We start from the raw sequence: 20,145 nt of genomic DNA, 5'->3' as shown, positions 1-20,145 counted from the left end.
TTTTCAAAAGAAACAGGAGACAAAGCATGAAAACTCTGACACGGCTGAAGGGGCCGGTGCTGGGCGCCTTACTGGGTGCGCTGGCTGCCTTGCCCATCGCCAGCATGGCCTCGTCCAGTGCGCCCGCCGCCTTTCCCGAGCCGGGCAAGATGGTCAAGGTCATCGTCCCGTTCGTGGCGGGCGGCGGCGTGGACAGCGCGGCGCGCCTGTTTGCCGAGCAGTTGCGCAAGCAGCTGGGCACGACGGTCATCGTCGAGAACCGTGTGGGCGGCAGCGGCGTGGTGGGCGGCCGTGCGGTGCTGGCGGCTGCCCCCGATGGCTACACCCTGCTGTTCTCGGCCGCCACGCATGTGCTGGCCAAGCAGGTATTGGCCCATCCGCCCTATGACCCGCAGACCGACTTTGTCCCCGTGGCGCGCGTGGGCGAGGCCCCGCTGATGCTGGTGATCTCGCCGCAGCTGCCCCACAGCAAGCTGGGCGAGGTGCGGGCCGCAGGCGCCAAGAGCACGTGGACGGCGGCCATTCCCGCCGTGGGCGCACCCAGCCACCTGGCCACGCTGCTGCTGGCCCAGCAGGGCCGCATGCGCCTCGAGTACGTACCCTACAAGGGCACGCAGCCCGCGCTGGTGGATGTGGGCGGCGGCCATGTGGACCTGCTGCTCGACTCCATGGTCTCCGTGCTGCCGCTGGCCAAGGCCGGCAAGGTGCGGCCGATTGCGATCACCTCCGGCAAGCGCAGCCCGCTGGCGCCCGAGGTGCCCACCATGCAGGAAAGCGGCCTGCCGCGGTTTGCCTACACCTCCTGGTACGGACTGTGGGCGCCCAAAGACACGCCTGCCGACCGGGTGCAGCGGCTGAACCAGGCCTCCAACGCGGCGGTGGCCGAGCTGGCCAGGTCCGGCGCCTTCGCGAGCCTGGGCATCGACACGGTTTCGGAGAGCACCGAGCAGTTCAAGCGCTTCATCGCCGCCGATGTGGCGCAGAGCGCCGCGCTGCTCAAGGGCGCGGGCTTCAAGCCTGAGTAGCCGGGCAGACCCCGGCAAACATCCGAGAAAAAGCAAAGCAAAAAACCACAAGGAGACAACATGCAGGTATTCATACGCCAGGCCCTGGCCGCCTCGCTGGGGCTGGCCGCCGCGCATGCGGGCGCGCAGTCCTCGGTATCGATCTCGGGCACCGTCGATGTGAGCGTCAGGCAGGTGCGCAACCAGGGCCTGGGCACGGTCACCTCGCAGGCCAGCGGCGCCAATTCCACCAGCAAGCTGGTATTGCGGGGGCAGGAGGACCTGGGCGACGGCCTGAGCGCGGGCTTCTACCTGGACGGCAGCCTGCTGGCCGACACCGGCGCCATGGGCGCCAGCGGCCCGTTCTGGGACCGGCGCTCCACGGTCAGCCTGGCCTCGCGCCAATGGGGCGAGCTGCGGCTGGGGCGGGACTGGGTGCCCACGCACCTGGTGTGGAGCGGCTTCGATCCGTTTGCCACGCTGGGCATCGGCAGCGCCAATGGCTTTCGCTCGTTCACGGCTTCCCGCGCGCTGGGCCAGGCCTTCGGCACGGCGCCGGAGTCGCAGGCGGCCAATCCCACGCTGCGCGTGAGCAATGCGGTGGAGTATTTCCTGCCGGCCGGCCTGGGCGGGCTGCAGGGCGTGTCCGGCAGCCTGATCGCCACCTTGGGCGAGAAGGGCGCCACGGCGGCAGGCCAGACGCGCGGCAACGGCTTTCGGCTGGGCTGGGCGGACGCGGGCTGGAACGTGGCGGGCGCGCAGTTCACCACGCGCAACACCCTGAGCGGCATCCATTTCAAGGACCAGAGCTACGGTGTCTCCTACGACTTCGGCTGGCTCAAGGCCAGCCTGGCCCAGCGCCGCTGGGTGCATGGCGTGGACCGCACGGTCAACACCCTGGTGGGCATGAGCCTTCCCGTGGGCAGCGGCGTGGTCAAGCTCAGCTATGTCAAGGCCGACCAGAAGGGCGCAACGGCGGCGCAAAGCGCCAGCGATGCCGACCTGTGGGCGCTGGGCTATGTGCACTCGCTGTCGCGGCGCACGGCGCTGTACGCGCATGCGGCCCGCATGTCCAACCGCAATGGGGCGACCTTCGCCATTGCCGGGGGTGCGGCTGTCAGCGGCAATCCGGCCGCGGCCAATTACTTTGGCGGGCGCGCTTCCACGGCCTTCGAGCTGGGCCTCCGGCACGACTTCTGACGGGCAGCGTGGGCGGCGTGCGCGCTGGTTCGTGGTCATTGCTGCACCCCATGCAGCAGTGAACTGCACGCCGGCCTATTGCTGCCCTCAATCGCTTCTTCTACGCTGCACCCATTTCACGGAGCAGCGAGATGAATCCATTGATCAAGGTCCGCATGGACGCCGCAGGCACCCCCGACGCCATGCGCCTGGAGCCGGTCGAGGTGCAGGCGCCCGGCCCCGGCCAGGTCTGGCTGGAGCAGACGGCCATCGGCGTGAACCCGCTGGACGTGAGCCAGCGCAAGGGCGCTGTCGCCATCGCCTTTCCCTCGGGCCTGGGGCTGGAGGGCGCGGGGCGGGTGGCCGCCGTGGGCGAGGGCGTGACGAATGTGGCCGTGGGCGAGCGCGTGGGCTACGCCACGGGGCCGCTGGGCGCCTATGCCAGCGCCCGCCTGTACCCGGCCGAGCGCCTGGTGAAGCTGCCCGATGCGCTGGCGGACGACGCGGCGGCGGCCGTGCTGTTCAAGGGCATCACGGCGCAGTACCTGCTCAAGACCACCCATGCCGTGGGCCCCGGCAGCCGCATCGTGATCTATGGCGCCGCCGGTGCGCTGGGCCAGTTGATGTGCGCCTGGGCCAGGCACCTGGGCGCCCTGGTGATCGGCGTGGTGTCCAAGGCAGCCAGCGTGGAGCGCGCGCGGGCGGCCGGCTGCGACGAGGTCTTCGTGTTCGATGCGGCCACGCTGCCGGGCCAGGTGCTGCAGGCCACCGGGGGCCTGAAGGCCGACGTGGTCTACGACCCCATCGGCCGCACGACGCTGGGCGCCTCGCTGGACTGCCTGCGCCCGCGCGGCCTGCTGGTGTCCTTCGGCGCGACCTCCGGCCTGCCCGATCCCATCTCGGTGGCCACGCTCAATGCCAAGGGCTCGCTGTTCCTCACGCGCCCCTCGCTGGCCGCGCACACGGCCACGGCGGCCGAGTACCAGGAGCGCGCACGGGATGTGCTGGCCGCCGTGGCGGCCGGCATCATCGTGCCCGGCGTCTGGCGCCGGTATGCGCTGGCGGAGGTGGCGCAGGCGCATGGCGATCTGGAGCAGGGACGCTCCCAAGGTGCGATCATCCTGACCCCATGAACCTTCTGGACAGCCAGCACGCCGATGAACTGGCGGCCCTGGTGGCGCTGCATGAACAAGGCTCCTTCGCTGCGGCGGGGCGGGCCTTGCTGCGCCATCCGTCCGTGCTGTCCAAACGCCTGAACGCGCTGGAGACCCGGCTGGGCGTGCGGCTGGTGGAGCGCAGCACACGCCATCTGCACCTGACCGACGAGGGCCTGCGCCTGGTGGACAAGGTGCGCCAGGCGGCCGGCCTGATTGCCGATGCCCAGAAGGAGGCCGCCCAGGGCGCCTCGCAGGCGCGGGGCCGGCTGCGGCTGTCGCTGCCGGCCGCCATGGGACGGCGCTGGCTCAGCCCGCTGCTGGCCGAGTTTGCGCTGGCCCATCCGCAGATCGTGCTGGAGGTGGAGTATGCGGACCGCTTCGTGGACATCGTGGGCGAGCGCTTCGACGCGGCGGTGCGCATAGGCCGGCTGGCGGACAGCCGGCTGGTGGCGCTGCGGCTGGGCGGGCACCAGCGCATCCTGGGCGCCGCGCCCGCCTATCTGCAGGCCCACGGCACGCCGGTGCACCCCGAGGACCTGGCGGCGCACCGCTGCCTGGGCTTCACGGGACTGCAGTCGTTTCCGCAATGGGAGCTGGTGCACGGAGGCGCATCGGGCGATGTGCCTCAGGGCCAGGCCCGGCACACCGTGCTGGTGCGCGGCCCCATGGTCAGCAATGACAGCGAGGCCCTGCTCACGGCCGCCGTCATGGGCGTGGGCATTCTGGCCGGCGGCGACTGGCTGATGAGCGAGCACATGGCCGCAGGCCGGCTGGTGCGGGTGCTGCCGCAATGGCGCCTGGATGGGGCCTCGGGCATCTACTTCGTGCGGCCCTCGGCGGCGTTCAGCAGCGCGGCCATGACGGCGCTGCGCGACTGCCTGGTGCGGTGGTTTGCCACGCGCAGCCCCTGGCGCACGGGGCATGACACACTGGCGCCGCCCCCACCCCTGCCCCCGCCCTTTTCCGCATCCGCTCCATGACCCAAAGACCCTCGCCGCCCGCCTTGGCGGCCGCCTTGCTTCCCTGGCTGTTCGTGCTGCTGTGGAGCACGGGCTTCATCGGCGCCAAGTTCGGCCTGCCCTATGTGGAGCCGCTGACCTTTCTGACGCTGCGCTATGCCATCGTCCTGGTGCTGATGGCGGCGGTAGCCCTGGTGCTGCGCGCGCCCTGGCCGCGGTCGGCACGGCAGTGGCTGCACATTGGCGTGTCAGGGCTGTTCGTGCATGGCGTGTACCTGGCCGGCGTGTTCACGGCCATCGCCCACGGCCTGCCTTCGGGCGTGACGGCCCTGGTGGTGGGGCTGCAGCCGCTGATCACGGCGCTGGTGGCCGGCACCTTGCTGGGCGAGTCCGTGCGGCCCCGGCAGTGGGCCGGGCTGGCGCTGGGCTTCACGGGCGTGGCCCTGGTGGTGGCGGGCAAGATCGCCTCGGTGCCGGTCCATGCCCTGCTGGCCATGCTGGTGCCGGCCGTGGTGGCGCTGGCCGGCATCACGGCCGGCACGCTGTACCAGAAGCGGTTCTGTCCCTCGTTTGATCTGCGCACGGGCTCGGTCATCCAGTACCTGCCCTGCCTGGTGGCGACGGGGCGCTGGCCCTGGCCACCGAAACCATGCAGGTGCGCTGGAGCGGCGAGTTCCTGTTCGCGCTGGGCTGGCTGGTGCTGGTGCTGTCCGTGGGCGCGGTCAGCCTGCTCAACCTGCTGATACGCCGGGGCGGCGCCGTGCACGTGGCCAGCCTGTTCTACCTGACGCCGCCGGCCACGGCCCTGATCGCCTGGGCCATGTTCGGCGAGACGCTGGGCGGCCTGGCGCTGGCGGGCATGGCCTTGACGGCAGCCGGCGTATGGCTGGCGCGCCAGGGGCGCTAGCTTGCCCCGCAAGCCGCGGGCAGGGCATGCGCAAAGGCGGGATACTGCGGCACTGTCAGCCCACGAATACCGGATTTCCGCACCATGCCCATCAATGAACTGCGCGCCATCGCCACCTTTGCCAAGGCGGTCGAGCTGGGCAGCCTGCGCCAGGCGGCGCTGTCCCAGGGCGTGAGCCCCCAGGCCGCCAGCCAGGCGGTGGCCCATCTGGAGCAGCACCTGGGCGTGCGCCTGCTGCACCGGACCACGCGCAGCCTGGCGCTGACCGAGGAGGGCCAGCGTTTCCTGCAGGACACCCAGCCGGCGCTGGCCGCGCTGGACCGCGCACTGAACCTGGCACGCGACAGCCGCGAGGGCATTGCGGGGCCGTTGCGCATCGTGGGCCCCAAGTCCTGCTTTGCGCCCGTGCTGATGCCGCTGCTCGATGAGTTCTGCCGCCTGCACCCGGGCATCGTCCCCGATGTGCGGCTGGACGACGGCATAGGCAACTGGGTGCTGGACCGGGTCGATGCGGGGTTTCGCATCGGCGCCTCGCCCGATGAAAGCGTGATCGGGCGGCGGCTGTTTCCCGTGCAGCTCATCGTCTGCGCGGCGCCGCAGTACCTGCAGCGCCATGGCGTGCCCCGGTCGCTGGACGAGCTGGCCGCGCACCGCTGCAGCATGTTCCGCCATGCGGCCACGGACACGGTGATGCCCTGGTACCTGCCGGTCGATGGCGAGCTCACGCACCGCTACCTGCAGCCGGCCCTGTCCACCAACGATGCCGAGCTGGAGCTGCATGCCGTGCTGGCCGGCCAGGTGCTGGGCCAGCTGTCCAACATCTGCGCGGCCGCGCACATCCGCGCGGGGCGCCTGGTGCCCGTGCTGCTGGCGCATGTCAGCGAGCACATCGGCCTGCATGTCTACTACGGCAGCCGCGACGCGCTGCCCCGGCGCGTGCGTGCCTTCATCGACCTGGCCGTGCAGCGGCTGCAGGACTGCCCGGACTATCTGCTGACCATGGAAGAACTGGAAAGGGCGGCGGCCGCAGGTGCCGCCGCCCTTTCGGGGGGCTGACCGGGATCAGGTCCGGCCGTTCAGGCCAGATCGATCACGCCAGATCGATCACGCCAGGTCGAACGGCAGCTTGCGCACGGGCTTGCCCGTGAGCTGCGCCACGGCGTTGGCGAAGGCCGGGGCCAGCGGCGGCAGGCCGGGCTCGCCCATGCCCGTCGGCGGCTCGGCGCTGGGCACGACGTGGACGGCGATCTCGGGCATGTCGGTGATGCGCGGCACGGCGAAGTCGCCGAAGTTGCTCTGCTCCACCACGCCGTCCTTGAGCGTGATCGCCGCGCCGGGCAGGCACATGGACAGGCCCATCAGCGCCGCGCCCTGCACCTGCGCCTCGATGGTGCGCGGGTTCACGGCCAGGTTGCAGTGCACGCCGGCTGTGGCCTTGTGCAGCACCGGGCGGCCGTCCTTGACCGAGGCCTCCACCACATAGGCCACCACCGTGTCGAAGGACTCGTGCACGGCCACGCCCCACGCCCGGCCCGCGCGCAGCTGGCGCTTGCCGTAGCCGCTCTTGTCCACGGCCAGCTGCAGGGCCAGGCGATGGCGCGGGTGCTTGTCGCCGAACATCTGCATGCGGTAGGCCACGGGGTCCTGGCGGCTGCTGCGCGCGATCTCGTCGATCAGCGTTTCCATGACGAAGGCCGTGTGGGTCGATCCCACGCTGCGCCACCACAGCACGGGCACGTTGACCTTGGGGTGGTGCACGGTCAGGCGCATGGGCAGCGGATAGGGCTCGCGCATGCCCTCCACGGCCGTGGCGTCGATGCCGTTCTTGATCATGCCGCCCTCGAACATGGTGCCCGCCGTGATGGACTGGCCCACGATGGCGTGGTCCCAGCCCAGCACCTTGCCGCGTTCGTCGAAGCCGATCCTGGCGCGGTGCAGGTGCATGGGGCGGTAGTAGCCGCCCTTGATGTCGTCCTCGCGGCTCCAGACCATGCGCACGGGGGCGCTCAGGCCGGCGCGGCGCGCGGCCAGCGCCACCTGGCAGGCCTCGACCACATAGTCGCTGGTGCCCACGCCCCGGCGGCCAAAGCCGCCGCCGGCCATCTGCACGTGCACGCGCACCTGCTCGGGCTTGAGGCCCAGCACGCGCGCGGCGGCCATGCCGTCCACGCCCGCGAACTGCGTGCCCAGGTAGAGGTCGGCTCCGGCCTCGCCGGTCTCGCCCATCTGCACCGTGCAGTTGAGCGGCTCCATGGGCGCATGGGCCAGGTAGGGGAAGCTGAACTCGGCCTCGATATGGCGCGGCGCCTTGTCCAGCGCCGAGATATCGGCGTCGAAGTGGCGCGCGCCGGGCTGCGCGGCCAGTTCGCGGTACTGGGCCAGCTGGCGTTCGCTGTCCACCTTCTCCACGGCGTCGGTGTTCCATTGCGCCTTCAGCGCTTCGCGGCCCTTGCGCGCAGGCCAGTAGCCGGTGGCGATCACGGCCACGCCTTCGCCGCCGCCGTCCACGGGCACGCGCAGCACGGCCTTGACGCCGGGCACGGCACGCGCCGCAGCGTCGTCCAGCGAGGCCAGCTGTGCCTTGAACACGGGCGGGTGTGCAATCACCGCCGTCAGCTGGCCCGGCAGGTGCATGTCGATGCCGAAGCTCTGCTGGCCGCTGCTCTTGGCCCGGGCGTCGATGCGGCCCGTGGGCTTGCCGATCAGGCGGAAGTCCTTGGGATTCTTCAGCACGACGGTGGCCGGCACGGGCTGGGCCATGGCGGCCTGGGCCAGCTCGCCATACGACAGCTTCTTGCCGTTGGGGCCGAGCACGAAGCCCTCGCGCGTGCGCAGCGTGGCGGCGTCCACCTTCCACTGCGCGGCGGCGGCGGCCACCAGCATGGCGCGCGCACGGGCGCCCAGCTCGCGGTACTGGGTGTAGCTGTGCTTGAGGGCGGTGGAGCCGCCCGTCATCTGGATTCCGTAGCGCGGATCGGCATAGGCCGCATCGTTGCCGCCCAGGCGGGCGCGGACCTTGCTCCAGTCGGCGTCCAACTCCTCGGCCAGCACCAGGGGCAGGGCGGTGTGCACGCCCTGGCCGAACTCCAGGCGGTTGATGGCCACGGTGACTTCGCCGCTGGGCGAGATCTCCACGAAGGAGGCGGGCTGCTCGGTGGGCTTGAGGCCGGCGGCCTCGCCCTTGCCCGGCGCCTGCGCCATGGCGGGAAACACGCCCAGGGCCAGCGAACCGGCCCCGGCGATCTTGAGGAAGCTGCGGCGGGGGATCTGTGCAAGGGTGGGCGCGTCGGCGATGGCAGCAGCGGCCTCGTCACGGTCCAGGATGTGCTGCAGGGCGCGCGGCAGTTCGGCGGGGTTGAAGGTGGTCAGCATGCGGCGTTCTCCATTCAGCCCAGGGTGCGCGCGGCATCGGCCACGGCCGTGCGGATGCGCGCATAGGTTCCACAGCGGCAGATGTTGCCGGCCATGGCCGCGTCTATCTCCTCGCCGCTGGGCTTCTTGCCCTTGGGCAGCGACTTGAGGAAGGCCGTGGCGCTCATGATCTGCCCGCTCTGGCAGTAGCCGCACTGGGCCACGTCGTGGCGCACCCAGGCATCGCGCACGGCGGTGCCCACGCGGTCGGAGCCCGAGGTCATGGCCTCGATGGTGGTGATCTTCTGGCCCGCGGCCGCCGAGATCGGCGTCACGCAGGAACGTATGGCCTGGCCGTTCATGTGCACCGTGCAGGCGCCGCACAGCGCCGCGCCGCAGCCGAACTTGGTGCCGGTCATCTCCAGCGTGTCGCGCAGGGCCCACAGAATGGGCGTCTCGGGGTCCAGGTCCATGGAAACGGTCTTGCCGTTGATGGTGAGATCGGTCATCGCAGTCTCTCCTTGTTGTGGGTCAGTCAGGCAGGGGTGGGGTCCCCGCAGTAGTGTCGTGCGCAGCGGCGGCCCATGGAAGCCGGGCGCCGTCGAGGCGCGAATATAGAAAGAGGCCTTGCTTGCAACTAGTCCTGATTTGCTTGATGCATTGGCAAGTGCAAGTTGCGAATGGGGTGAAGCGGTTGAGTCTCTGGAGTGTTTGGTACTGACGATGTATATACTTTGTTGGTATCTTCACAGGAGTCAATCATGCCCAAGGAAGCCGTTTTCACCATGAAACTGGAAGCCGAGCTGCGCGAAGACTTCATGGCCGAAGCCGCAGGCGAGGACCGGCCCGCATCCCAGGTCATGCGGGAGTTGATGCGCGACTACATTGAGCAGCGCCGCAAGGCCCGCGAATATGACGGCTATCTTCAGCGCAAGGTCGAGGAGGGACGTGCCTCCATGCGCGCTGGACTTGGCCGCTCGAATGAGGAAGTCGAGGCCGAGTTCGCTGCCCGGCGCCGTCAGGTTGCGGCAGACCGTGCGTGAAAGTCATCTGGACGCCGCAGGCGCAGCAGGATCGCGCCGATATCTGGGACTACATCGCAGCTGACAATCCTCGCGCAGCCTTGCGCATGGACCTGCTTTTCAGCGACGCAGCGGCTCGGTTGGCCGCGTATCCCAAGATGGGCAAAACGGGCAGGATTGCCGGCACGCGCGAGCTGATTCCCCATGGAAGCTACCGCCTTGTCTATGAGATCAATGGCACGACGGTCTGGGTGCTGTCCCTGGTGCACACCGCGCGCCAGTGGCCGCCAGCGCGGTGACGATAACTGCATGCCAGGCCGGGATGGCCCTGATCAATGCACAACTCAATGCACAAACCCACCCTTGATGAACCGCACGGGCTCGGCGTCCATGCGTGCAATCAGCGCGCCCAGGCCGTCGGCCACGGGGCCAGCGCCGGAGGTGGTCTTGGCCGCCGTGTCCGTGCGGCAGACCAGGTCGTCCTCCGACCAGCCCTGGGCGCCCGGACGCGATAGCGCGCGCAGCCAGCCGCTGCGGTCGCCCAGCCATTGCATGCCCTGCAGCTGCTCCGAGCCGCTGAGCAGGGCCATGGCCTGCCAGGCGCGCGGGTCGTTGACGGTGCAGTCCAGGGCGCTGGCGGCGCGGTTGCCGCCATCGGGCGACAGCTGAAGGCTGACCAGGCGCGGGTCTTCCTGCACCGGGCCGCTGCCTGCCACCACCCTCAGCCGCTGCTGGCGGCTTTGCCATGTGCTCAGGCGGCGTGCGGGCTGGCCTGCGCACTGCACGGCCATGTCGGGAAGTCCCACGGGATAGGGCCAGCTGCCGGCGATCTGCAGCATCTGGCCTGCGGCGCGGGCCTTCATGAAGTCGATCAGGGCCCAGGCGTCGTCGCTGGACAGCCGGTCGGCTTGGCCGTGTGCCCGTGCGCCGTCGCCAGACTCCACGGGGCGGCGGTCATGAAGAATGGCCCAGAGCAATTCCCCATCGGCGCGGCGCCACAGCAGCGGGCTGGTGAAGTTGGGGGGCCAGACCGGCTGGCTGGCGGCCAGCGGGCCGTGGCCCCGGCCATCGGCACCGTGGCAGGCCGTGCAGTGCTGGGCATAGACCGCGCCGCCGCGCGCAATGCTCTCCACGCTGAAGCCCGTGGGCGAGGCATGGAAGCTGGTGGCATGCGCGGGCACCAGGATCAGGTCGGCACGCGGCCAGGGGGCCAGCAGCAGGGCGAGCGCGGCCAGCGCGGTCAGCACCAGGGCCGGCAGGCGGATGCGGCGCAGAACCAGGACCAGCACCAGGGCCAGCAACAGCAAAACGATGGCGGTGGCCACGGCCGCCAGCGACCACAGCAGGCCCCGGGCCTGGCCCAGGTCGATCAGCAGGTTTTCGCCGGACAGGCGCACGGCCCAGGGCCAGGCGGGCTGCCCATCCACCGTGCCGGCCAGGCCCAGGCCATGCAGCAGCTGCAGCAGGCCGACCTGGGCCTGCTGCATGGCGCCGATCAAGGGGTTGAGCCAGTCGGGGGAGTCGCTGCGTTGCATCGGAGGCGGGCGCTACCAGGTCTGGTCCAGGCCCAGGTGGCGCAGGGCCTTGTGGCGCAGCTCGGACAGGCGGGCGTGGCCGCGCTGGCGCGGGTAGGGCAGGTCCACATCGATCTCGGCCACGATGCGGGCGGGCCGCTGGCTGAAGACCAGCACGCGGTGGGCCAGGAAGAGGGCCTCTTCCACATCGTGGGTGACCAGCAGCACGGAAAAGCCTGCGCGCTGCCAGATCTTGAGGATCTCGCTTTGCATGGCCAGCCGCGTCAGCGAGTCGAGCTTGCCCAGCGGCTCGTCCAGGATCAGCAGGCGCGGGTCGTTGACCAGGGCGCGCGCCAGGGCCGCGCGCTGGGCCATGCCGCCCGACAGCTGGTGGGGATGGCTGTCCGCGAAATCCTCCAGCCCCACCAGGCGCAGGGCCTCATCAATGCGGTGGGACTGGCTGTCCAGCAGGCCGCGTGCCTGCAGGCCCAGGGCCACGTTGCCGCGCACCGTGCGCCAGGGAAACAGCGTGGGGTCCTGGAAGACGACGATGCGCGAGGGATCGGGCTCGGTGATGGCCGTGCCGTCCTGCGCCACGGCGCCGGCCGTGGGGGCCTCCAGCCCGGCCACCAGGCGCAGCAGCGTGGACTTGCCGCAGCCGCTGGGGCCCAGCAGGGCGACGAACTCGCCGGGCCGCACCTGCAGGCTGACCTCGTCGAGCACCTGCAGCGCGCCCTGCCCCTGGCCGAACCAGTGGCTGACGGCCTGCACATCGATGGCCGCGCCGGCTAGGGCCGCCCCGGCTAGGGCCGCCCCGGCGATGGCGGGCGTGGCTGCGGCGTTGGCGGCGTGTTCTGCGGCAATCACCATTTGACGGTTCCCTTCTGCCACGACAGCGTGCGGTCGCGCACGGTGAACAGGAGTGTGATCAGGCCCGAGCACAGCACGGCCATGACCAGCAGCGCCGTGTACATGTTGGCGTAGGCTGCCCAGCCCTGGGCCCACTGCAGATACCAGCCCAGGCCGGCCTTCACGCCCATCATCTCGGCCGTGATCAGCACCGAGAACGAGGCGCCCAGCCCCATGAACAGGCCCACGAAGACCTGGGGCAGGGCGGCCGGGATGGCCACGCGCAGCACCAGGAACCAGGGCGATGCGCCCAGCGTGCGCGCCACGTCGTAGTAGCTCTTGCTGACCGAGGCCACGCCCGACCAGGTCAGCACGGCCACCGGGAAGAACGTGGCCAGCGCCACCAGGAACACGGCTGCCGAGTAGCTCGACGGCGCGAAGAAAAAGGCCAGCGGCAGCAGGGCCGAGGCCGGCACCGGCCCCAGGAAGCGCAGCAGCGGATGCACCCAGTAGCCTGCGATGCGCGACCAGCCTATCCACACGCCCGTGAGAAAGCCGATCACCGCGCCGAACACGATGCCGTTGAGCAGCAGCCGCAGCGAATACAGCGTGGACAGGCCCAGGCGCTGCCAGTCCTCGTGCACCACGTCGATCAGGCTTTGCGGTGGCGCGAAGAACGGCGGCGGCAGCGCGCCGAGCTTGGCCGTCAGCGTCTCCCACAGCGCCAGCAGCAGCGGCGCCGCCACCAGCCAGGCACCGGCCGGGCGCAGCCAGAGGTCGATGCGCCGTGCTGCCCGTATGGGGCGCACAGGCAGCGCTGCCGATGCCAGCAGCAAAAGGGCCACGGCCAGGGCGGCAATGCCGAATTCCTGCGTGAATGCCCATTCGCTGAAGCCGATCTCCTTGTTGGGCCACAGCAGGGTCAGCATGCCCAGGCCGGCCCAGGCGGCGGCGGCCAGCAGGCCGGTGCGCCAGGGGCCTGGCTTGCGCGAGTCCTGCGCCTGTTCCCGTTCCAGGCCGGGTGCGGCATCCGTGGCGCCCAGGCGCCAGCGTGGTCTTGCGGTGCTCATGCGAGGACGTCCAGCGTGATGTGGCTGGCAAAGCGGCCAGGGTCGGTCTGCTTCTTGAGCACGCCGGCCGTGCGGAAGTCGGCCGCAAAGGCCTGGACTTCGTCGCGCAGCGGCTTGCCGTGCGGATGGTGTTTGAAGGTCAGCTCGGCCAGCAGGCGCTGCAGGTCCTCGACGGGAACCTTGGGCGAGTACCTGGCAAAGATCTTCGCCGTTTCGTTGGGGTTCTCGGCGATGTAGTCCGAGGCCTGGGTCAGCGCGCGCACCACGCTGGCCGCTGCGGGCTTGTTGGCCCGGGCGAACTTTGCGCCTGCGCCGATCACGCAGCAAATGCTTTCGGCGTATTCGTTCTTGGCGCTGTTGCCCAGTTCGAGGAAGGTGCCGGGGTTGCGTTTCTCGATCAGGTAGAGATTGGGGTCGCCGTCGGCAATGGCCTGGATTTCGCCCTTCTTGGCGGCCACATCCAGCAGGTCGGCCGGGTAGACGCGCCATTCGATGTCCTTGTCCACATCCAGGCCGCGCTTGGCCAGGTGGATGGAATAGAACTGCTTGGCCGGGCTGTTGAGATCGGCCACGCCGATGGTCTTGCCCTTGAGCGTGCTGGGGTCCAGCGTGACGCCGGCCGACTTCAGGCCCACCAGGCGCAGGCAGCCGCCATGCACGCTGCCGATGAGCTTGACATCCAGCCCCGCCTCCAGCGGCTTGATCCAGCGGTGGATCAGGCCCGCGCCCGCATCGGCCTTGCCCGTGGCCAGCGCCTCCAGCAACTGGTCGGCCGAGCCGCCCCAGTTCAGCAGTTCCACGTCCAGGCCGTTGCGCTCGAAAAAGCCGCGCTCCAGCGCCACGGGAATGGGCGAATGGCAGAAGCTGGCCTGGCTCCAGGCAAAGGTGATCTTCTGGCGCGGCTGCGCCCCGGCGCGGCCGCTGAACCAGGCGGCCGATCCCAGCGCGCCGGCTGCGGCGCCGGCGCGGATCAGGGCGCGGCGCGAGAGCGAGGGCTCGGTCGCCTCGGGAGCATCGAGCACCCCGAAAGCACCGCAATCGGCGCCATGGGCGCAGCGGCTGTCCTGGGTCCTGTCGATCTCGGTCTGGGTCTTGCGGGTCATGGAACTCCCTCCAAAGCAGTTTCGGGACTGCCGATGCTGTCCGCTGGGTGCCGTGTTTCCAACGACGCAAAACGCGCATCCATATGTGCGTGGCAACTAGGAAGGGCGCGGCCCGGCGACATGCGCAAACCGAATAAGCGAACGCGTTTTTCTTCGTAGTGCGCAGGGCGCGGGCTTCGAATAATGGGCTGCATCGACCACTCATACGGAGTCCATGCATGACCTCAGCGACCGGCACCGAGTCCGCCCCGCACGACGCAGCCAGCGATGCGCTGTGGCAGCAGGACACCCAGGCCTTGCACGCCGGCTACCGGGGGCGCGAGCAGCAGCGCAGCGCGGCCGTGCCCATCTACCAGAGCACCTCCTTCGTGTTCGACAGCGCCCAGCACGGCGCCAACCTGTTCGGCCTGGTGGAGGAGGGCGATGTGTACTCGCGCACGGCCAACCCCACGCTGGCGGTGCTGGAGCAGCGCATTGCGGCTCTCGAAGGCGGCGTGGCCGCGCTGGCCCTGGCCTCGGGCATGGCCGCCATCGATGTGGCGCTGGCCACGCTGGCCAGTGCGGGCGACCATGTGGTCGTGGCCTCGCAGCTGTATGGCGGCACGCACAACTTCATCGCCCATGTGCTGGCCTCGCGCGGCGTGCAGAGCACGGCCGTGGCCAAGGATGATTTCCAGGCGTTGCGCCGGGCGATAGGGCCACGCACCAAGGCCGTGTTCGTGGAGTCCGTGGGCAATCCATCGGGCGGCATTGCCGACCTGCGCCAGCTGGCCGATATCAGCCATGCGGCGGGCGTGGCCCTGGTGGTGGACAACACCGTGGCTTCGCCGCTGCTGCTGCGGCCCTTCGACTGGGACGCCGACATCGTCGTGCATTCGGCCACCAAGGCCATTGGCGGACACGGCAATGTGCTGGGCGGGCTGATCGTGGACAGCGGCCGCTTCGACTGGGTGGCGCACGCGGGGCGCTACCCGCAGTTCAGCGCGCCCGAGCCGGCCTACCAGGGCTTTGTCTTTACCGAGAAATTTCCCGACCGCGCCTTCATCGCGCGGGCCCGTGCCGTGCTGCTGCGCAACTGCGGCGCGGCGCTGGCGCCGCACAGCGCCTTCCTGCTGCTGCAGGGCCTGGAGACGCTGGGCCTGCGCCAGGAGCGCGCCAGCCGCAACACGCTGGCCGTGATCGATTTCCTGCAGCGCCATCCGCTGGTGGAGCGCATACACCACGCCAGCCAGAGCGGCCACGCCGACCACGCGCTGGCCCTGCGCCAGCTGCGCGGCGGGCATGTGCCGGCGCTGCTGGGCTTCGAGCTGCGCGGCGGCCGGCAGGCGGCGCGCGCCTTCTATGACGCGCTGCGCCTGTTCCTGCGCCTGGTCAACATCGGCGACAGCAAGTCGCTGGCCGCCATTCCTGCCGAGACCACGCACAGCCTGCTCAGCGACGAGGAGCTGGCACGCGTGGGCATTGCGCCCGGGCTGGTGCGCCTGTCCATCGGCATAGAGCATCCGCAGGACCTGCTGGCCGACCTGGCGCAGGCGCTGGAGCAGGCGCAGGGCCATGCGGTGTTGGCTGCCGAACGCGAACAAGACCGCGAACAAAACCGCGAGCAAGACCGCGATCAGCGCCTGGCGGCCTGAGCGCCCCTTCCTTCCCCCTTCCCTGGCAGCACAGCATGAGCACCTTGACAGCATCCACTCTCGAAGCGCCCGCCGCCACAGCGGCAACCCCGGCCCTGCCCGTCATCGATCTGCAGGCCCTGCGCGACCCGGCCACGCAGGCCCAGGCGCTGCGCCAGCTGGCGCGCACGGCACGCGACACCGGCTTCTTCTACCTGGAAGGGCATGGCATAGGCCGGGACGCATGGCAGGGCATACAGCGGCGCGCGCGCGAATTCTTTGCGCTGCCGCTGGCGGACAAGCAGGCGCTGGCCATTGCCAACACGCGGCACTTCCGGGGCTATACGGCCGTGGGCATGGAGATCACGCGCCAGCGGCCCGACCAGCGCGAGCAGATCGACCTGGGCGAGGAATCGCCCGAGATTCCCGCAGGCCCCGGCGTGCCGGACTGGAAGGGGCTGCAAGGCCCCAACCAGTGGCCGCAGGCCCTGCCCGGGTTCCGCGAGGAGGTGCTGGCCTGGCAGGCGGCAGCGCATGGCGTGGCGCTGGAGCTGCTGCGCCACTTCGTGGCCGCGCTGCAGCTGCCCGAGGGCGCGCTGGACGCCCTGGTCAGCGGCCTGCCTGCGCACCGCATCAAGATCATCCACTACCCGGGCAGCGAGCTGGGCGCAGCAGGCCAGGGCGTGGGCGCACACAAGGACGGCGGCCTGCTGACCCTGCTGCTGCAGGACGAGGTGGGCGGGCTGCAGGTGGAGACGCCGGCTGGCTGGGTCGATGTGCCGCCGCGCGACGGGGCCTTCGTCATCAACATCGGCGAGATGCTGGAGCTGGCCACCAACGGCTATCTGCGCGCCAACGTGCATCGCGTGCTGGTGCCGCGCGCGGGCGTGCAGCGCTACTCCATCGCCTACTTCCTGGCGCCGCGCCTGGACCTTGGCCAGGTGCCGCTGCTGACCCTGCCGCCCGAGCTGGCCGTGCTGGCCACGGGGCCGCAGAGCGACCCGGACAACCCGCTGTTCAGCCATGTGGGCGAGAACGCGCTCAAGGGCCGCGTGCGCTCCCACCTGGATGTGGCCCAGCGCTTCTATCCCGAGCATTTCGCCCGCCTGCAGGCCCAGGCCCGCGCCGCTGGCCGTGAGTTGCACCCCGGTGCCTATTGATCGACTCCTGTTGATTCTTGAAAGGACTGTGCGATGGACAAGCGAGTATTTCTGCGGAGACTGGCGGCGGGGGCCTCGGTGGCGGCGATGTCAGGCGCCATCCGGGCCGCGCAGGCCGGCCCGCTGCGCGTGGGCGTGCGCGGCGGCGTGGACGAGGAAATCTGGGAGGTGGTGACCCGCGTGGCGCGCGAGCAGGGGCTGCAGGTCAAGCCCGTGGTCATCAGCGGCGCGGCCAGCCCCAACGAGGCGCTGAACAACGGCGACATCGAGGCCAACTCCTTCCAGCATGTGCCGTTCCTGCGCGACCAGAACCAGCAGCGCGGCTACCGGCTGGTGGCGGCCGGCGACACCTACATCTCGCCCATCGCCTTCTATTCGAAAAAGCACAAACGCCTGGCCGACCTGCCCGCTGGCGCGCGCCTGGGCATTCCCAACGATCCCAGCAACCAGACGCGCGCGCTGGTGGTGCTGCAGGACCAGGGCATCCTGAAGCTGCGCGAAGGCTTCGACCCCTTCAAGGGCACGGCGGGCCTGGCCGACATCGCCAGCTACCAGAAGAAGGTGCAGCTGGTGGAGGCCGCTTCGGTGGTGCTGGCGCGCTCGCTGGACGATCTCGATGCCTCGGCCATCGTCAACAGCTTTGCCTACCAGGCCGGGCTGATCGCCACGCGCGATGGCATTGCCGTCGAAAGGCGCGAGCGCAATCCCTACGTGAACATCATTGCCGTGCACGAGCGCGACCGCGCTGCACCCTGGGTCGCGGCCCTGCTGCGCGCCTACCAGTCCGAGCCCGTGCGCCAGTTCATCGTGAGCAGGTACCAGGGCTCGGTGCTGCCGGCCTTCTGAGGCGTGTAAGGCAATGAAGGTGGAACAGGCGGCGGCCGGCGAGCCCCATGCAAGCGATGCGCTGCAGCGGCCGCACATCGTCTTCGAGGGCGTGCGCAAGCAATACCCGGGCACGGGCACGGGAAGGAGCGCGGGCGAGCCCGTGCACGCGCTGCAGGCGCTGAGCTTCGAGGTGGCGCGTGCCGAGGTGTTCGGCATCATCGGCCGCAGCGGCGCCGGCAAATCCACGCTGCTGCGCACCATCAATGCGCTGGAGCGGCCCAGCAGCGGCCGCGTGCTGGTGGACGGCACCGATGTCGCCACGCTGGACGAGGACGCGCTGGTGGCGCTGCGCCGGCGCATCGGCATGATCTTCCAGCACTTCAACCTCCTGTCCTCGCGCACGGTGTACGAGAACGTGGCCCTGCCGCTGCAGGCCGCGGGCTGGCGGCCCGCGCTCGTGCGCGCGCGGGTGGACGAGTTGCTGGCCCTGGTGGGGCTGGCGGACAAGAGCGGCGCCTATCCGGCCCAGCTCTCGGGCGGGCAAAAGCAGCGCGTGGGCATTGCGCGCGCGCTGGTGCACGAGCCCGAAATCCTGCTGTGCGACGAGGCCACCTCGGCCCTGGACCCCGAGACCACGCAGTCCATCCTGGAGCTGCTGCGCGAGATCAACCGCAAGCTGCAGCTGACCATCGTGCTCATCACGCACGACATGGCCGTGATCCGCGAGGTCTGCGACCGCGTGCTGGTGCTGGACCAGGGCCGGCTGCAGGAGATCGGCGAGGTCTGGAAGCTGTTTGCGGCACCGCGCTCGGAGGCGGCGCGTGCGCTGCTGCGGCCGCTGCGGCAGGCCTTGGCGGCGGACCTGGAACTGGTGGCGGCGGCCGATGGTCCGGAGGCCGTCGCCGTGCTGGCCATCGGATGGGCCGACGGCGGCAGCCAGCAGGGCCTGCCGCTGGCGCAGCTTCAGGTGCTGGGCCCGCGTGCCCGTTTGTTGCAGGGGGGCCTGGACTGCATGCGCGGGCGTTCGCAGGGCCGCCTGCTGGTGGGCGTGCCGGTGCAGGATCTGCCGTCGGCACCCTCGCCGCTTTCACCGGCCGCGCTGTCCTCCCTTCAACAGGCGCTGGGCGCCGATTCACTGCAACTGCTTGGCCATGTCCCTGCCCCCGCTCGATAAATACCTGCAGGCCTTTCTGGAAACCCTGCTGATGGCGGGCGCGTCCTCGCTGATCGCCATCGTTGCCGGGCTGGCGCTGGCCATCGTTCTGCACACCACGGCGCCGGGCGGGCTCTACGCCAGGCCGCGCCTGTACCGGGGGCTGTCGGCGGCGGTGAACATCGGCCGGGCCATTCCCTTCATCATCCTGTTGGTGGCCCTGCTGCCGGTGACGCGCGCCATCGTGGGCACCACGCTGGGCACCTGGGCGGCGGTGGTGCCGCTGTCGGCCAACCTGATCCCGTTCTTTGCGCGCATCGCCCAGGTCAGCCTGGGCGAAGTGGACGGCGGCCTGGTGGAGGCGGCGCGCGCCATGGGCCTGCGCCGCCCGCAGATCGTGCGCCAGGTGCTGCTGCCTGAGGCGCTGCCGGGCCTGATCGGCGGCATGACCGTGAGCGTGATCGCCATGGTCAATGCCTCGGCCATGGCGGGCGCCGTGGGGGCGGGCGGCCTGGGCGACCTGGCCATCCGCTACGGCTACGAGCGCTATGAGACGCGCGTGATGTTCGAGGTCATCGTCATCCTGGTGGCCCTGGTGTCGGTGCTGCAGTTCGGCGGCGAATGGCTGGCGCGCCGTGCCGACCACCGGCGTTCGATCTCTTGAGATGATTTGGAAATAACAGACTGAATTTTTATTATTTTTGGTTTTTTCGACTTGTCTCGACAATGGCCTGCAGCAGCATTCGGGCTGCTGATTCTTTTTCGAGACGCTTCGATGACCCACACCACACGCCCCGCCTGGCCTTCCCCTCTTGCCGGCCGCACTGCCATGAAGCCGGGCGTGGCCATCGTCTGTGGCGTCCACCATGTCCAGCTGTCCTTCCCGGCGCGTGCCCAGGCGGCCATGGAGCGCTTTTATGGCGAAGTGCTGGGCCTGTCTGCCCTGACCGTTGCCGGGCGTCCGGGCCTGAGCTTTCTGGCCGGCGGGCAGCGCATCGATCTGGTGCCCTACAAGGGGCAGTCCGGCGGCACCGAGCGCGCGGCGGGCAACCTGGTGCACCTGGCGCTGACGGTCAGCGACGTGGATGCGCTGCGCCAGCAGTTGCTGGTGCACGGCGGCCTTGCGCTGGAGGTGGCGCCCGTGAGCGAGGGCCGGCGCTGCTATGCGCGCGACCCCGCAGGCAATCTGATCGAGCTGCTGGAGCTGCCCCGCGAGGCAGCGGCCGATGCCCCGGATGAGCCGGCCGTGGCCTGCCCGGCCTGAAGCCTCTCGCCG

Annotated in this window: 19 protein-coding genes and 1 pseudogene; 14 read left to right on the top strand and 6 right to left on the bottom strand. The window is 70.1% G+C overall.

Annotated elements, in window-relative coordinates:
* Positions 1 to 26: 26 nt before the first annotated feature.
* The 6 genes and pseudogenes from ACF8NF_RS04300 (at position 27) to ACF8NF_RS04275 (ending at position 6,262) form a co-directional block, all read left to right on the top strand.
* Positions 27 to 1,025, top strand: coding sequence for a tripartite tricarboxylate transporter substrate binding protein (locus tag ACF8NF_RS04300; protein ID WP_392450105.1), 999 nt, complete (start codon positions 27 to 29; stop codon positions 1,023 to 1,025).
* A 60-nt stretch (positions 1,026 to 1,085) separates the two neighbouring features.
* Positions 1,086 to 2,204 carry a porin gene (locus ACF8NF_RS04295; protein WP_392450103.1) on the top strand — a complete coding sequence of 373 codons (1,119 nt, stop codon included), beginning with the start codon at positions 1,086 to 1,088 and terminating at the stop codon, positions 2,202 to 2,204.
* 131 nt (positions 2,205 to 2,335) lie between these two features.
* Positions 2,336 to 3,316 (top strand): quinone oxidoreductase, encoded by a 981-nt coding sequence (locus ACF8NF_RS04290; protein WP_216293969.1) that lies wholly within the window; start codon positions 2,336 to 2,338, stop codon positions 3,314 to 3,316.
* Positions 3,313 to 4,320, top strand: coding sequence for a LysR family transcriptional regulator (locus ACF8NF_RS04285; RefSeq protein WP_192368425.1), 1,008 nt, complete (start codon positions 3,313 to 3,315; stop codon positions 4,318 to 4,320). Before ACF8NF_RS04290 ends, ACF8NF_RS04285 begins: the two co-directional genes overlap by 4 nt.
* Positions 4,317 to 5,206 (top strand): annotated as a pseudogene (locus ACF8NF_RS04280) (DMT family transporter). The gene ACF8NF_RS04285 and the pseudogene ACF8NF_RS04280 overlap by 4 nt, the downstream one beginning before the upstream one ends.
* An 84-nt stretch (positions 5,207 to 5,290) precedes the next feature.
* Positions 5,291 to 6,262: a LysR family transcriptional regulator gene (locus tag ACF8NF_RS04275; RefSeq protein WP_016450917.1), complete on the top strand. Its 972-nt coding sequence runs from the start codon at positions 5,291 to 5,293 to the stop codon at positions 6,260 to 6,262.
* Positions 6,263 to 6,310: 48 nt separating this feature from the next.
* On the opposite strand, the gene ACF8NF_RS04270 is transcribed toward ACF8NF_RS04275, so the two are convergent.
* Positions 6,311 to 8,578, bottom strand: coding sequence for a molybdopterin cofactor-binding domain-containing protein (locus ACF8NF_RS04270; RefSeq protein ID WP_392450102.1), 2,268 nt, complete (start codon positions 8,576 to 8,578; stop codon positions 6,311 to 6,313).
* Between the two features lie 14 nt (positions 8,579 to 8,592).
* Positions 8,593 to 9,066: a (2Fe-2S)-binding protein gene (locus ACF8NF_RS04265; protein WP_012207419.1), complete on the bottom strand. Its 474-nt coding sequence runs from the start codon at positions 9,064 to 9,066 to the stop codon at positions 8,593 to 8,595.
* Positions 9,067 to 9,318: 252 nt separating this feature from the next.
* On the opposite strand from ACF8NF_RS04265, the gene ACF8NF_RS04260 reads away from it, so the two are divergent.
* A complete protein-coding gene (locus ACF8NF_RS04260) occupies positions 9,319 to 9,600 on the top strand; it encodes a CopG family ribbon-helix-helix protein (RefSeq protein ID WP_043822143.1) in 282 nt (93 codons plus the stop codon).
* The gene (locus ACF8NF_RS04255) at positions 9,597 to 9,878 is read left to right on the top strand and encodes a type II toxin-antitoxin system RelE/ParE family toxin (RefSeq protein WP_133073906.1); all 282 of its coding nucleotides are present in this window, start codon (positions 9,597 to 9,599) and stop codon (positions 9,876 to 9,878) included. Before ACF8NF_RS04260 ends, ACF8NF_RS04255 begins: the two co-directional genes overlap by 4 nt.
* A gap of 45 nt (positions 9,879 to 9,923) precedes the next feature.
* On the opposite strand, the gene ACF8NF_RS04250 is transcribed toward ACF8NF_RS04255, so the two are convergent.
* From ACF8NF_RS04250 to ACF8NF_RS04235, 4 genes are read right to left on the bottom strand one after another with little or no spacing between them, the layout of a single operon-like run.
* The gene (locus ACF8NF_RS04250; protein ID WP_392450101.1) at positions 9,924 to 11,114 is read right to left on the bottom strand and encodes a c-type cytochrome; all 1,191 of its coding nucleotides are present in this window, start codon (positions 11,112 to 11,114) and stop codon (positions 9,924 to 9,926) included.
* A 12-nt stretch (positions 11,115 to 11,126) separates the two neighbouring features.
* The gene (locus ACF8NF_RS04245) at positions 11,127 to 11,963 is read right to left on the bottom strand and encodes an ABC transporter ATP-binding protein (protein ID WP_392450100.1); all 837 of its coding nucleotides are present in this window, start codon (positions 11,961 to 11,963) and stop codon (positions 11,127 to 11,129) included.
* Positions 11,957 to 13,012 carry an ABC transporter permease gene (locus ACF8NF_RS04240; protein WP_392450099.1) on the bottom strand — a complete coding sequence of 352 codons (1,056 nt, stop codon included), beginning with the start codon at positions 13,010 to 13,012 and terminating at the stop codon, positions 11,957 to 11,959. Before ACF8NF_RS04240 ends, ACF8NF_RS04245 begins: the two co-directional genes overlap by 7 nt.
* Positions 13,009 to 14,115 carry an ABC transporter substrate-binding protein gene (locus ACF8NF_RS04235; protein WP_392450097.1) on the bottom strand — a complete coding sequence of 369 codons (1,107 nt, stop codon included), beginning with the start codon at positions 14,113 to 14,115 and terminating at the stop codon, positions 13,009 to 13,011. The genes ACF8NF_RS04240 and ACF8NF_RS04235 overlap by 4 nt, the downstream gene beginning before the upstream one ends.
* A gap of 218 nt (positions 14,116 to 14,333) precedes the next feature.
* Here ACF8NF_RS04235 and ACF8NF_RS04230 point away from each other — a divergent pair, with 218 nt between their 5' ends.
* The 6 genes from ACF8NF_RS04230 to ACF8NF_RS04205 all read left to right on the top strand — a co-directional run bounded on the left by ACF8NF_RS04230 (position 14,334) and on the right by ACF8NF_RS04205 (position 20,133).
* Entirely contained in the window at positions 14,334 to 15,749 is a 1,416-nt protein-coding gene (locus tag ACF8NF_RS04230; RefSeq protein ID WP_392450096.1) for an O-acetylhomoserine aminocarboxypropyltransferase/cysteine synthase family protein, read from the top strand.
* Positions 15,750 to 15,784: 35 nt separating this feature from the next.
* Positions 15,785 to 16,888 carry an isopenicillin N synthase family oxygenase gene (locus ACF8NF_RS04225; RefSeq protein ID WP_043790067.1) on the top strand — a complete coding sequence of 368 codons (1,104 nt, stop codon included), beginning with the start codon at positions 15,785 to 15,787 and terminating at the stop codon, positions 16,886 to 16,888.
* A gap of 33 nt (positions 16,889 to 16,921) precedes the next feature.
* Positions 16,922 to 17,734 (top strand): MetQ/NlpA family ABC transporter substrate-binding protein, encoded by an 813-nt coding sequence (locus tag ACF8NF_RS04220; protein WP_199135822.1) that lies wholly within the window; start codon positions 16,922 to 16,924, stop codon positions 17,732 to 17,734.
* Positions 17,735 to 17,747: 13 nt separating this feature from the next.
* Positions 17,748 to 18,890, top strand: a complete 1,143-nt coding sequence (locus ACF8NF_RS04215) for a methionine ABC transporter ATP-binding protein (RefSeq protein WP_392450094.1) — start codon at positions 17,748 to 17,750, stop codon at positions 18,888 to 18,890.
* Positions 18,868 to 19,533: a methionine ABC transporter permease gene (locus tag ACF8NF_RS04210; protein ID WP_013800725.1), complete on the top strand. Its 666-nt coding sequence runs from the start codon at positions 18,868 to 18,870 to the stop codon at positions 19,531 to 19,533. The genes ACF8NF_RS04215 and ACF8NF_RS04210 overlap by 23 nt, the downstream gene beginning before the upstream one ends.
* Positions 19,534 to 19,644: 111 nt before the next feature.
* Positions 19,645 to 20,133, top strand: coding sequence for a VOC family protein (locus ACF8NF_RS04205; RefSeq protein WP_198041259.1), 489 nt, complete (start codon positions 19,645 to 19,647; stop codon positions 20,131 to 20,133).
* Positions 20,134 to 20,145: the final 12 nt, after the last annotated feature.

Origin of the sequence: Delftia sp. WSY_22, assembly GCF_043104185.1 — a bacterium.
GTDB classification, from domain to species: Bacteria; Pseudomonadota; Gammaproteobacteria; order Burkholderiales; family Burkholderiaceae_C; genus Comamonas; species Comamonas tsuruhatensis.
Note: the sequence above shows the minus strand (reverse complement) of the source record. Positions and strands in the feature narration are given on the sequence as shown.